General features: G+C 57.1%; 13 protein-coding genes and 1 tRNA gene. 10 read left to right on the forward strand and 4 right to left on the reverse strand.

The annotated features are described in order from the left end of the window. Positions 1-4: 4 nt before the first annotated feature. Positions 5-1,135 (reverse strand): citrate synthase family protein, encoded by a 1,131-nt coding sequence (locus tag CFBP5473_RS18480; RefSeq protein ID WP_037170734.1) that lies wholly within the window; start codon positions 1,133-1,135, stop codon positions 5-7. Positions 1,136-1,207: 72 nt separating this feature from the next. Here CFBP5473_RS18480 and CFBP5473_RS18485 point away from each other — a divergent pair, with 72 nt between their 5' ends. After that, positions 1,208-2,296 (forward strand): citrate synthase/methylcitrate synthase, encoded by a 1,089-nt coding sequence (locus CFBP5473_RS18485; protein ID WP_027673997.1) that lies wholly within the window; start codon positions 1,208-1,210, stop codon positions 2,294-2,296. A 12-nt stretch (positions 2,297-2,308) separates the two neighbouring features. On the opposite strand, the gene CFBP5473_RS18490 is transcribed toward CFBP5473_RS18485, so the two are convergent. Beyond that, positions 2,309-3,217 carry an EamA family transporter gene (locus CFBP5473_RS18490; RefSeq protein ID WP_027673996.1) on the reverse strand — a complete coding sequence of 303 codons (909 nt, stop codon included), beginning with the start codon at positions 3,215-3,217 and terminating at the stop codon, positions 2,309-2,311. 81 nt (positions 3,218-3,298) lie between these two features. Between CFBP5473_RS18490 and CFBP5473_RS18495 the strand changes: the two genes are divergently transcribed. Next, complete coding sequence (locus CFBP5473_RS18495; protein ID WP_027673995.1) at positions 3,299-3,796, forward strand: MarR family winged helix-turn-helix transcriptional regulator; 498 nt, start codon at positions 3,299-3,301, stop codon at positions 3,794-3,796. A 77-nt stretch (positions 3,797-3,873) separates the two neighbouring features. Further along, positions 3,874-5,076, forward strand: a complete 1,203-nt coding sequence (locus CFBP5473_RS18500; RefSeq protein WP_027673994.1) for a mandelate racemase/muconate lactonizing enzyme family protein — start codon at positions 3,874-3,876, stop codon at positions 5,074-5,076. Between the two features lie 4 nt (positions 5,077-5,080). Here the strand turns inward: CFBP5473_RS18500 and xseA are convergent, their stop codons facing one another. Beyond that, the gene (xseA, locus tag CFBP5473_RS18505; protein WP_027673993.1) at positions 5,081-6,679 is read right to left on the reverse strand and encodes an exodeoxyribonuclease VII large subunit; all 1,599 of its coding nucleotides are present in this window, start codon (positions 6,677-6,679) and stop codon (positions 5,081-5,083) included. A gap of 189 nt (positions 6,680-6,868) precedes the next feature. Here xseA and CFBP5473_RS18510 point away from each other — a divergent pair, with 189 nt between their 5' ends. After that, entirely contained in the window at positions 6,869-7,099 is a 231-nt protein-coding gene (locus CFBP5473_RS18510) for a hypothetical protein (RefSeq protein ID WP_027673992.1), read from the forward strand. A gap of 67 nt (positions 7,100-7,166) precedes the next feature. After that, complete coding sequence (locus CFBP5473_RS18515) at positions 7,167-7,535, forward strand: hypothetical protein (protein WP_037170714.1); 369 nt, start codon at positions 7,167-7,169, stop codon at positions 7,533-7,535. Here the strand turns inward: CFBP5473_RS18515 and CFBP5473_RS18520 are convergent. Then, positions 7,516-8,517 (reverse strand): Gfo/Idh/MocA family protein, encoded by a 1,002-nt coding sequence (locus CFBP5473_RS18520; RefSeq protein WP_027673991.1) that lies wholly within the window; start codon positions 8,515-8,517, stop codon positions 7,516-7,518. The genes CFBP5473_RS18515 and CFBP5473_RS18520 overlap by 20 nt on opposite strands. Before the next feature lie 179 nt (positions 8,518-8,696). Here CFBP5473_RS18520 and CFBP5473_RS18525 point away from each other — a divergent pair, with 179 nt between their 5' ends. The 5 genes from CFBP5473_RS18525 (at position 8,697) to CFBP5473_RS18545 (ending at position 11,946) form a co-directional block, all read left to right on the forward strand. Next, entirely contained in the window at positions 8,697-9,254 is a 558-nt protein-coding gene (locus CFBP5473_RS18525; protein ID WP_027673990.1) for a cysteine hydrolase family protein, read from the forward strand. A 2-nt stretch (positions 9,255-9,256) separates the two neighbouring features. Beyond that, positions 9,257-10,246 carry a GlxA family transcriptional regulator gene (locus CFBP5473_RS18530; RefSeq protein WP_027673989.1) on the forward strand — a complete coding sequence of 330 codons (990 nt, stop codon included), beginning with the start codon at positions 9,257-9,259 and terminating at the stop codon, positions 10,244-10,246. A 100-nt stretch (positions 10,247-10,346) separates the two neighbouring features. After that, entirely contained in the window at positions 10,347-11,297 is a 951-nt protein-coding gene (locus tag CFBP5473_RS18535) for an aldo/keto reductase (protein ID WP_027673988.1), read from the forward strand. A gap of 1 nt (position 11,298) precedes the next feature. Continuing rightward, positions 11,299-11,742, forward strand: coding sequence for a GNAT family N-acetyltransferase (locus CFBP5473_RS18540; protein ID WP_027673987.1), 444 nt, complete (start codon positions 11,299-11,301; stop codon positions 11,740-11,742). Between the two features lie 114 nt (positions 11,743-11,856). After that, positions 11,857-11,946: transfer RNA gene (locus tag CFBP5473_RS18545), tRNA-Ser, on the forward strand. Positions 11,947-12,095: the final 149 nt, after the last annotated feature.

Consider the following 12,095-nt stretch of genomic DNA (forward strand, 5'->3'; position numbering starts at 1 on the left):
TGCCTCAAGTCTCAGAGTAGTGGGCACGTGGCCGGATCATGTGCCCACTTTCCACCTGTTCCAACGCATGGGCTAACCAGCCCACCGTGCGCGCCAGTGCAAAAATGACCAATGGCGCGTCATCCGGCAGATCAAATGTGGCTGCTAAGGCTGCTAAGGCAAAATCGATATTCGGTGGCTCGCCCAGCAAATCCTCGCCTTCGATTGCCAGCGAAGCGTAGATAGCTGGCATTTCAAAACTGCTCAGAATGACTTTAGCGCGTGGATCGCCGCGCGGATAAAGCGGGTGGCCAAATGCGCGCAAGGCACCTTTGAACGGCATTGAACGCTGCACCGCCTCGCGTGCACCGACCAAACTCGCCTGTCGAACAAGGTCCATAACGCTGAGCCATGCTCCGCCGTGCCGCGGGCCGGTAAGCGTGACGAGCCCGGAAAGTGTCGCCGCAGACAGTGATGCCCCCGAAGATGCCGTAACACGGGCGGCGAAGGCCGAGACGTTGAGTTCATGCTCGGCGGCCAGAACCAGAGACTTGCGAATGGGTTCTGCGGCTTCAGGGCGCCTCCAACCCGTAGCAAGCCGCTGGTGCATTGGCATCTGATCGGGCGATGGCGCTAGGCCCGCAGCGACGGTGGACAACACATCGGCGGCCTCTGCTCTTAACGCTTCCGGCGTTCGATCAATCGATGGAGGATCTTCCGTGACCCGATCCGCAAGGCTTCTCATTGCAACGGCCAAACGGGAAAGATGCTGCAACTCGGCCTTACCCGCACTGAAATCCGCGTTCGGCGCTTGCCAGAGTAATTTCGCTATGTCTTCCAAGGTCGCGCTGGCGGAGAGATCGGACGATTCGAGGCCCCGATAAAACAACCTGCCTTGAGCTATTTTGGAAATAGAGGTGGACAGTATCGGATCGCCCCAGCGGATGGCCTGCGCTGCAACGACATCCGCCTGTCTACGGCCTGAATGACGTTCCGCAAGCCGCAATACGTCATCGCTGTGATAACGGCTTCGGCGTGGATCGGCTGGATCGGGCTTGGCGCGGATACGCCCGCGGCTGACATTGGCGTAAAGGGTCTGCGGCTTCGTACCAAGCTTGGCGAGAGCCTCTTCAGCGGTCATCCAAAAGACGTTCATGTTGATCGATTTCATCAAGATTGACGCTACTAAAAGTAAATCTGATGATCATCGGCGTAAAGGAGAAAGCCAATGAAAAATGGACTTGACGACGTCGTTGCTGCCGAAACGCTACTCTCTGATGTCAATGGCGAGGCCGGGCGTCTCGTCATTCGTGGAGTCTCGCTGGACCGTCTTGTGGAATATGCAAGCTATGAAGATGCCATTGCGCTTTTGCTGGATGGATTGATTGAGGGCATGCCGGAAAAGACCGCACTCCGCAGCGAGCTTGGAAAAATGCGGCTGGAAGTATTCGACCACGTTCGCGCAATCGATGACGGCATGTTGAAACTGCCGCCTGTCGATGTCATGCGCGCGATGATGGCGCGCCTGCCAGATGGCGACGATTTCGAAACCGCGTTGCGTCTGCTTGCCGCGCCCGCAGTTTTTCTGCCAGCAATCCTGCGATTGCAGAACGGCCAAGCGCCGATTTCGCCAAATCCATCGCTCTCCCATTGCGAGGATATTTTGACGATGCTCGGAATTGCCCACCCCAGCAAGGAGCAGATTGCCGCGCTCGATACTTATCTTGTGACGATTTCAGATCACGGTCTCAATGCCTCGACGTTCGCATCACGCGTCGTCGCATCCACGAAGGCGGGGCTTACATCCTCCGTTCTGGCGGCTTTAGGCGCACTCAAAGGGCCGCTTCACGGCGGAGCGCCGGGTCCCGTGCTCGATATGCTGGACGATATAGGAACGCCGGAAAATGCCGAGCATTGGCTGACCCAGGCTTTGGACCGGGGAGAACGCCTGATGGGTTTTGGCCACCGCATCTATCGTGTCCGGGATCCACGCGCCGACGCTTTGAAGGGTGCGCTGCGGCCACTCATTCAAGCCGGTCAGGTGGACCGGAAGCTGGTCGAGCTTGCGGAGGCCGTAGAGAAAACGGCTCTGGGCATATTGAAAGAGCGCAAGCCCGATCGCTCGCTTGATATCAATGTGGAATTCTATACGGCGCTTTTGCTAAACGCGCTGCAATTTCCAAGAGAGGCGTTCACTGGCGTTTTCGCCATTGGCCGCACACTCGGATGGATCGCCCACGCCCGCGAACAATCCCTGAACGGAAGGCTCATTCGCCCGCGCTCGATCTATATCGGGCCGCTTCCGGAAGCGGCCTGACAGGGCGTGGCATCACGGCTTCGTCGTTGCTCCATCAGGCAGAGGCGACGCCACCCGTGATTTCGGCATCTGGCTCTTCTGGCTGAGCCAGACGCTGAACAGCACCATGACGAAACCTGCGAGTTGGAATGGCGTGAGGCTTTGGTCGAGTGCCAGCCAGCCCAGAAGCGTTGCCACCACGGGGCTGAGAAAGCCGAGAGGGGCGACGGCGGAGGGTTCCAGTCTTGATAGGCCGCGGAGCCAGAGGACGTAGGTCAGCGCCGCGCCGATAATGCCGAGATAGGCGAGACCCGCGATGTTGGCGAAGCTGAGCGCAGGCAATGGTGGCTCAAGGAAGAGTGCGACCGGTATCAGGAGAATTCCGCCAGCGGCCAGTTGCCATGCCGTGAAGGTGAGGTTGGAAACAGGCGGGCGCCAACGGCGCGTCAGCACCATGCCGAAGGACATGGAAACGGCTCCCGCCAGACCGGCAAGAACGCCAATCCCATCCAGCGCAGCTGTGGGCGTGAGCACCAGCAGTGCAACGCCACCGATGCCGACCAGACCGGCGGCGACTGTCGCGGGCTTGACTGGCGTTTCGAGAATGATGCGCGAAAGTGCGATGACGATGAGCGGCTGAACCGCGCCTACAGTGGCCGCAACCCCACCCGGCAGCCTGTATGCCGAAACGAACAGCATGGACCAGAAGAACGCAAAATTCAGTGCGCCCAGCACGAAGACGCGTGCCCACCAAATACCTTCTGGCAGCTTTCTCACAAGGAGCAACAAGATTATGCCCGCCGGAAGGGCACGTAGCAGCGCGACCGTCAGCGGATAACCCTGCGGTAGAAATGACGTGGTCACGACATAGGTGCTGCCCCATATGGCGGGCGCGATAGCGGTGGTGAGCACGAGCAGATAATAATCGATATTTTTCTTCATCTCAAGAATCTCTACTTCAAGATAAAATGAAAGTAGCGCTAATTATCTTGACGTCAAGATACTCTCCGTTATCCTGACGTTATGAGCGACCAACATCATGATCACATTGATAGAATTCTGGCCCAGTGGCACCGGGAAAGGCCGGATCTTGACGTCGAGCCGATGGGGCTCATGGGGCGCGTGAAGCGTCTGAGCGTGCATTTGCTGCGCGAGGTCGAGACGGTGCTGCTGGAGCATGGCCTTTCATCATCGGCGTTCGATGTGCTGGCGACATTGCGCCGCTCTGGTGCGCCATACCGTCTCTCTCCGGGCGAGTTGCTGACCATGACGATGGTGAGTTCCGGCACGATGACCAATCGCATCGACCAGCTGGAGAAAGCTGGACTGGTCGAGCGCCTGCACAACCCGGAAGACAGACGCAGCGTATTGATCTGTCTGACGCAAAAGGGTCTGGGCATCGTTGAAGCTGCCGTGACGGCGCATGTGGAGAACCAGCACAGGCTCGTAAGCCCGCTGACGGACAAGGAGCAGAAGACGCTGAACGCTCTCTTGAAACGCTACCTTTCGCACTTTGAGTAACGGGCAGGTGGGATTAACTGGCAGGTCGCTTGAACGGCGCTGCAAGCGCAACCGACTTATGAAATGGGAGGAAGACCATGAAAATTACCGGCATCGAAACGGTGCGAGTGGAGGAACGCGCCAATCTTTTATGGGTTCTGGTTCACACGGATGAAGGCATCACAGGTCTTGGTGAAACCTTTTACGGCGCTCAGACGGTGGAAGCCTATGTGCATGAATATATTGCGCCGCGCGTCATCGGACGTGATCCGCTGCAGATCGACCTTCTTGCGCAGGATCTCGTCGGCTATCTCGGTTTTCGCTCCTCTGGTGCAGAAGTGCGCGGCAACTCCGCCTTCGATATTGCCCTCTGGGATATCTTCGGCAAGGCGACAAACCAGCCGATTGCACAATTGCTGGGTGGCTTTAGCCGCCGGGAAATCCGCACTTACAACACCTGCGCAGGCACCGAATATATCAAGAAGGCAACTGGCCAGCAGACCGCCAATTACGGCCTGACGGGTGGCACCGCCTATGATGACCTGAACGGCTTTTTGCACCGGGCCGACGAGCTGGCACATTCTCTGCTGGAAGACGGCATAACCGCCATGAAAATCTGGCCATTCGATGCAGCCGCAGAGAAAACAAGGGGTCAGTATATATCCATGCCTGACCTCAAAACGGCGCTGGAGCCTTTCGAGAAAATCCGCAAGGCGGTGGGTGATCGTATGGATATCATGGTGGAGTTTCACTCCATGTGGCAGCTTCTGCCTGCCATGCAGATTGCCAAGGCGCTGACGCCTTACAATACTTTCTGGCACGAGGACCCGATCAAGATGGACAGCCTGTCCAGCCTTGCACGCTATGCCGCCGTTTCGCCAGCGCCTATTTCCGCTTCCGAGACGCTCGGTTCACGCTGGGCGTTTCGCGATCTTCTGGAAACGGGAGCGGCAGGCGTCGTGATGCTGGATATCAGCTGGTGCGGCGGGCTTTCTGAAGCGCGCAAGATTGCGGCCATGGCGGAAGCCTGGCATCTGCCGGTCGCTCCGCATGATTGCACCGGCCCGGTCGTGCTGTGTGCCTCGACACATCTTTCGTTGAACGCGCCAAATGCACTTGTGCAGGAAAGCGTGCGTGCTTTTTACAAGACCTGGTATCGGGATATGGTGACCGCATTGCCGGAGGTGAAGAACGGCATGATCACGGTGCCGCCGGGGCCTGGCCTTGGCATGGAGCTTCACCCGGATATAGAGAAGATGTTTACAGTCATCCGGAGAACGTCCGACTTGACGTCGATCTGACAAATCAGAAGAGGTTGCCTTGATCCCCCGGTTCCGCCGATGGGGTCTTGGCGACTTTTCGCTTGGCCGGAACCGAAGCCTCTGGCGCAGAAGCGTCCTCGCCTCCGGCAACCGCTGAAACGCGACCATCCGCAAATTCCAGCGAGATGTTTGCGCCGCTGGCAACCGCTGCCGCCCGCGTCAAAGGACGATTATCCTCGTCACGAATGACGGCATAACCGCGCTTGAGCACATTCTTGTAGGAAAGCGATTGCAGAATCCGCTCATGCGCAGCAAGGCCGGAACGGTTCTGCGCCATGCGGTGAAGAACGGCGGTATCCGCCCGCCGAACCGAACCCGCAAGACGCTCCTTCTGCCGCTCCAACTGCCCAAGCAGACGGGCAGGAAGTGCACGTAAGGAAGAATCCGAGGATGAAATGCGAGATTGCGCTTGTAATAAACGTCTTTCGACCAGCGCTTCCGCGCGCTGCATCCGCTCATTGATCCGCTGGCGCTGCTGGCGCAGGCCGTGGCCGAGCACATCCGGGCGCAAGCCGGATGCGGCACGCTCGAAACTGCGACGCTTGTTCATGGTGTTGAGTTCAAGCCCTCTTCCAAGGCCGCCGGACGCTTCATCGAAACGCCGCCGTGGCAGGGCCAGAAGCTGATCCAGCGACGGAAGAGCACGAACCAGTGCGCGCAGCCCTTGCCGCCGGTTGTCCATCTGTCGCGAGGTCGAACCGGAAAGCCGTGCGGCGAGGCCGGAGATCTGCGCCTCCAGATCGGCGCGAACCGGAACGGCCATTTCGGCAGCACCCGTTGGCGTCGGCGCGCGCACATCCGCAGCGTAGTCGATCAGCGTCGTATCGGTCTCGTGTCCGACAGCGGAAATCAACGGAATCTCGCTTTCCGCAGCCGCCCTCACAACGATCTCGTCGTTGAAGCTCCACAGATCTTCAAGGCTGCCACCGCCACGGGCAACAATCAGCACGTCGGGTCTTGGAATCTGGCCACCTTGCGGCAGGGCATTGAAGCCGCGAATGGCATTCGCCACTTCCTCACCGGACCCCTCCCCCTGCACCTTGACGGGCCAAACGAGGACATGGACCGGAAAGCGATCTGAAATTCGATGCAGAATATCCCGTATGACTGCGCCGGTCGGAGAGGTAACGACACCGATCACATGCGGCAAATATGGCAGGCGGCGCTTGCGACCCTGATCGAACAGACCTTCGGCAGCAAGCTTGCGACGCCGCTCTTCGAGAAGCGCCATCAAAGCACCTGCACCGGCAGGCTCAAGGCTTTCGATCACGATCTGGTACTTGGACGAACCGGGGAAAGTGGTGATCTTGCCGGTCGCAATCACCTCCATGCCTTCCTCTGGCCGAAACTTCAGCCGCGAGAACGTGCCTTTCCAGATGACCGAATCGATTCGGGCGCGATCATCCTTCAGGGAAAAATAGGCGTGGCCGGAAGAATGCGGGCCACGATAGCCGGAAATTTCACCGCGCACCCTCACCTGATCGAATGCGGTTTCCACGGTCCGCTTGATCGAGCCGGAAAGCTCCGAAACCGAGAATTCGGTGAGGTTACTGAGGGAAGACTGGCTGAAAATATCGCTCATGCCCGTTTCTAACCCATGCTCTACGATTCGCAAACCATCCCGCTTATAGGCTCGATTGGCTGAAGATAAAATTTAACAATTTTGCAACAATGTGGTAGTGTGGGAGTTGGAAGTGCATGACTTGGAGGAGAGTGCAGGGTCTTGAGGAGAAGGTGCCATTACCTCAGGCCCCAGAGGAGGAGCGGCATCATGGTATTTATTATTGGATTATGTCTTGGTTTAGGCGCGGCTGCTTTACGCTCATTTGCGGCAATAGGTGCAGTTGGCGTGCTGATGGTGGTTGCGTTTTTAATTGCCGCACTCGTTTCGCCCTTGGGCGTATCGCTTGTGGCTCTGGCAACCGCGATTGTCGCCTATAACTTCGCGTTGGCGAGCGTCATCATAGGTGCTTTGATTTATAGGAAACAGCTTACGGCTTAACCGCTGACAGGGATATTGCTTTGAATTATGCTCGACTCCACCCTGTGAGGGCTGGAGTCGAGCTTTCTTGAAAACCGTATCATTCCTTCTGTTTTACGCAGCGTGCGCGGTAGTCGATGCTGGTCTGACGTGGCTATTTCTGTGGAGCGGCGAGACTTCCGTTCTGTTGGCTCGCGCCTTCGGTGCCGCCAGTGCCATCATGTGCTTTGTTTTTTTTCAGCGTCGTTTTCTTAAAAAACGGCCTGTCGGCCCGCTGCTTGCTGGCAGCATTGGCACAGTCTCGACTATCGTCAGCTATGGGCTCTTTGCCCTGCTGCTTTCCCGCAACCCGCTGCTTCAGTGGTACGTGCCATTTCTGGCCGCAACCTTGGCCGCACTCATTCTGTGCGGCCTTGGATATTGGCGGGCAAGCAAGATCAGCGCGATAAAGGGTTAACCGTTTCCCAGCCATCTTTCTCTGCCGCGCGATAAATTGCGTCGATGAAGCGCTGGCTGTTTTTGGAGCTTTCGAGCGAAACGACGTCCGCACCTCCACCTTGCGCAGCAGAAGCGAAAGCCTCGATCTCGCGGCGATATTGGCGGCTATCCTGAAAACGGAATATTTGTGACTGCCCATGGTTCTGGTTGGTCACCTCTATTTCTTCGGCACCCCACCGGTCGGCATTGAAGGGCGACTTCACTTCGATGTAGCCTTCGGTGCCGTGGAATACCATGACCTGTCGGGCGGCAAGCTGCGTGGAGATGTAGAAGCTCAGTTCGAAATCTCCGAAATCTGCCTTGATGCTGGCATAGATATCCGTGCCGAACGTCGGGTCACGCTCTACAACGGCCTGAACGCGCTGCGGCTCTATCCCCGTCGCAAAACGAGTTGTGATGGTGGGATAAACGCCGATATCCGGCAGCGCACCACCGCCAAGTTCAGGGATGTTGCGCATATTTGCGGGGTCGCGATTGAAGTAGCTGAAAGCGCCCTGCACATGCTTCAATTTTCCGATTGCACCGGCGCTGAGAAGCTCACGGACTTTCAGCCAGACCGGCGAGTAGGTCACCATATACGCTTCGGAGATGAGGACCTTATTGCGATCCCGCGCCGCGATGAGGCCGTCTATATCCTGCGCCTTCAGCGCAATCGGTTTTTCGCACAAAACATGTTTGCCTGCATCGGCAGCCTTGATGCTCCATTCCACGTGCTGCGCGGTGGGCAAGGGAATGTAGACCGCGTCGATCACATCCGATTCCAGCATTTCCTGATAGGACCCGAAAACATGCGGAATGGAGAACCTGTCGGCTATCGGCTGCGCCTTTACGGGATCGCGGCTGGCAATCGCGCTGACCACGGCATTTTCCGCATCCAGAATGGCTGGAATGACCAATTCCCGCCCGATCTTGGCTGTCGACAGAATTCCAAAACGCAGCATTCTCATCTCCCTTTATCCTGTTGTTGCAACTGTAATGAGTGAGCGCAGGCGGCGCAACATCCCCGATTGGCATTCGCGCCAACGATGGCCGGATTGGTCCTCTCTTCGTCGCTTTAGTTGCTTTCTGCCTTTGCTAAAACGGGAGATCATGCAATCATCCTAAATCGGAGATACATGAAATGTCCCATAACACCGCACTTCTTGTCATAGATGTGCAAGAATCTTTTCGCCACGCTCCCTATTTTGAAGATAGCGGGCTCACGGCCTATATCGCCGCCCAGCAGAAACTTATCGACGGTGCCGAGGCGGCAGGCATCCCGGTCGTGCAGATATTCCATGTCGATGGAGATAGCGCATTTTCTGCCGATAGCGGTCTGGTTCGAACATTCGAAGGCATTCGCATCACCCCCGCAGCCACATTCCGCAAAAACCGCCATTCGGCTTTCGTCGGCACCGGCCTCGATGTGTGGTTGACCCAACGGGGCATCAACCGCCTTATCGTATCCGGCATTCGCACGGAGCAATGCTGCGAGACCACCACGCGCCACGGTGCCGATCTGGGCTACAAGGTCGATTACGTGACCGAAGCGACGCTGACTTTTCCGATGACACACGCTTCCGGCGAGACATTCTCGCCCGCCGAAATAGCCAGGCGCACCGAGCTTGTCCTGTCCGGCCGGTTCGCCACGATCGCCACCGTGGAAGAAGTTCTCGCCAGAGAGCAGAAGGCAGCCTGAGGATGAGAGACGGCGACAACCAGACGCATATCATTCCGGTTTTCGTGGTGCTGCCACCACAGACACTGCTTCTGGATGTCGCCGGTCCGCTGGAGGTTCTGCGCTATGCGAACGAACAGCAAACCGGCATCCATTTCGATTGCCGCTATATCGCCGCGCAGGCAACCCAGACGACGACGATCGGGATCGGGCTTTGCGGCATCGAACGCTTGCCGGACACTTTGCCAGCCAATGCCATCGTGATCGTTTCGGGAAGTTCATCACGCTCTGAAACGGAAGCCGATGCCAGGCAGGAGCGCCGCATTCTGTCAGACTGGCTGCGTGCGGCAGCCAGGCCCGATACGACAATCATCTCCATCTGCTCCGGCGCTCTCATCGTTGGGGAAGCGGGACTTTTTGATGGCCATCAGTGCACCACCCATTCAGCCTGCATTTCAGCACTGCGAAAGATGGCCCCTCTGGCCCAGGTGCAGGAAAACAGGCTCTTCGTGGAAGACGGCAGGCGTTACTCCAGCGCGGGTATTTCCACGGGCATAGATCTTCTGCTGCACGTCGTCTCCAACCTCACCAGCCCCGTCGTTGCCGCACGCATCGCGCAGATCATGGTCGTTTACCTGCGCCGTACTGCGAGAGATCCGCAAATCTCTCCATGGCTTTCGGGCCGAAACCACATTCATCCTTCGATCCACCGCGTGCAGGATGCCATTGTCGCGGAACCCGCTGCCGACTGGACGCTGACCAGCCTCTCGCGCTTGGCAAACCTCAGCGAACGGCATTTATCTCGGCTCTTCAGGGAGCATACCGGGCTCAGCGTCGTGGACTATGTCAACCTGATGCGGGTAAACCTTGCGCGCGATATCATCACACATTCCCGTCTCGATATGGAGAGCGTGGCAGAGAAGTCCGGCTTTGCTTCGGCCCGCCACTTGCGCCGCGTCTGGCAACAGCATCACGCCGAGCCTCCCAGCACCTATCGAACCCTATCGTCCTGACGTCGTTAACACCAATGTAACCATCACGCAAATTGAATGGTTATTGCCCGGCTCTGTTGATAACGTCACAGAAAATCAGAAGGATGAAGGGAGAATTTCCTTGGAGAAACGAGCACTTGGCCGCACAGGCCTTTCCATCGCACCAATCGTCTTTGGCGGCAATGTCTTCGGCTGGACCGCCGACGAAAAAACGTCCTTCCAGCTTCTCGACGCCTTTTTCGATGCAGGCTTCAACGCAATCGATACGGCAGACGTCTATTCGGCCTGGGTTCCCGGCCATCAGGGTGGCGAGTCCGAAGCCATTATCGGCAAATGGCTGAAGACTGGCAGCGTCAAGCGCGAAGACGCCGTGATCGTCACGAAGGTCGGCTTCGATAATAACGAACGCAAAACAGGCCTGAGTGCTAACTGGATTGCCAAAGCAGTGGAGGATTCGCTCCGCCGCCTGCAGACGGACTACATCGATCTTTATCTCGCCCACAAGCCGGATGAGGATGTTCCTCTCGAAGAAACGCTGGGTGCTTTTGCCAAGTTGAAGGAACAGGGCAAAGTCCGCGCTATTGGCTGCTCCAATTACGATGCCGCTCAGCTTCAGGAATCGCTCGATGTCGCTGAAAAAACCGGCCTCGGTCGCTTCGATGTTCTTCAACCGGAATACAATCTCTATAACCGCAACAGCTTCGAAGGCCCGCTGGCCGATCTTTGCCTGCGGGAAGAGATCGGTGTAATCAACTATTACAGTCTCGCGGCTGGCTTCCTGACGGGCAAGTATCGGAGCAAGGCGGATACGGAAGGCGTTGCGCGATCCTATCGCGTTGGCAACTATGTCGACACGCGCGGCCTTGCCATTCTGGGCGTAATGGACACGATTGCCGCAGAGACCGGCGCCAAACTCGCCGACATCGCGCTTGCCTGGTTGCTGCGCAAGAAGGCCGTGACAGCGCCGATTGCAAGCGCAACGAGCCTTTCACAGCTTGAAAGCTTCAAACGCGCCGTCGATCTTCGCCTGACTGACGAGATGGTCACACTTCTGGATAAGGCTGGCGCATAAGATGACACTGACAATACGCGATGTGCGTCCCGATGATCGGGACGCATGGCTGCTTTTATGGAATGCCTATCTCGATTTCTACCGGGTTGATCTGGGAGAAGACGTGACGGCACACACCTGGAGCCGCATCATCGACTCCGCCTCCCGCCTGTCCATGCGGCTTGCCATCCTCGACGGTCAACCGGTCGGCTTTGCGATATATCATTTCCACGACTCAACCTGGACAAAAACGCCGGATTGCTACCTTGAAGACCTCTTCATCGATGAGGCCATACGCGGCAAGGGCATCGGCCGAGCCCTGATGGACGACCTCATAAACACCTGCCGGAACGAAGGCTGGTCACGCCTCTACTGGCACACAAACGAGGACAACCACCGCGCCCGCAAACTCTACGATAGCTACGTCAAAAGCGACGGCCACATCCGCTATCGTATCAAGCTCTAATCGGCGTTTTATATTCAAAACCCAACAAGATTTCTTTTTCATGACAATTCGGCATTTTAAGCTTGCATGGTTTAATGCCTATAGCTATGAACGGCCCGCTTACCACAGCGCGCCGGAGAGGTGGCAGAGTGGTCGAATGCACCGCACTCGAAATGCGGCATACCTGCAAGGGTATCGTGGGTTCGAATCCCACCCTCTCCGCCATATTATAAAATCAGGCCACAGAATTCTTATCCAAAAACGTGCCCAATAACGGGATGCAGTTATAGTCGCGCAAGCCTAACCTTGTCCGCATTGGGATGGTCATCAGTTACCTTAAACTTTCGACCTCATGAATGAAATCTGCCGCCTCT

It is taken from the genome of Agrobacterium larrymoorei (assembly GCF_005145045.1).
GTDB lineage: Bacteria > Pseudomonadota > Alphaproteobacteria > Rhizobiales > Rhizobiaceae > Agrobacterium > Agrobacterium larrymoorei.

Bases quoted from the DNA above. Each gene is read 5' to 3' on its own strand.
- xseA (WP_027673993.1), bottom strand. From the start codon at position 6,679: ATGAGCGATATTTTCAGCCAGTCTTCCCTCAGTAACCTCACCGAATTC.
- CFBP5473_RS18480 (WP_037170734.1), bottom strand. From the start codon at position 1,135: ATGAACGTCTTTTGGATGACCGCTGAAGAGGCTCTCGCCAAGCTTGGT.
- CFBP5473_RS18510 (WP_027673992.1), top strand. From the start codon at position 6,869: ATGGTATTTATTATTGGATTATGTCTTGGTTTAGGCGCGGCTGCTTTA.
- CFBP5473_RS18495 (WP_027673995.1), top strand. From the start codon at position 3,299: ATGAGCGACCAACATCATGATCACATTGATAGAATTCTGGCCCAGTGG.
- CFBP5473_RS18485 (WP_027673997.1), top strand. From the start codon at position 1,208: ATGAAAAATGGACTTGACGACGTCGTTGCTGCCGAAACGCTACTCTCT.
- CFBP5473_RS18525 (WP_027673990.1), top strand. From the start codon at position 8,697: ATGTCCCATAACACCGCACTTCTTGTCATAGATGTGCAAGAATCTTTT.
- CFBP5473_RS18540 (WP_027673987.1), top strand. From the start codon at position 11,299: ATGACACTGACAATACGCGATGTGCGTCCCGATGATCGGGACGCATGG.
- CFBP5473_RS18520 (WP_027673991.1), bottom strand. From the start codon at position 8,517: ATGCTGCGTTTTGGAATTCTGTCGACAGCCAAGATCGGGCGGGAATTG.
- CFBP5473_RS18490 (WP_027673996.1), bottom strand. From the start codon at position 3,217: ATGAAGAAAAATATCGATTATTATCTGCTCGTGCTCACCACCGCTATC.
- CFBP5473_RS18530 (WP_027673989.1), top strand. From the start codon at position 9,257: ATGAGAGACGGCGACAACCAGACGCATATCATTCCGGTTTTCGTGGTG.
- CFBP5473_RS18500 (WP_027673994.1), top strand. From the start codon at position 3,874: ATGAAAATTACCGGCATCGAAACGGTGCGAGTGGAGGAACGCGCCAAT.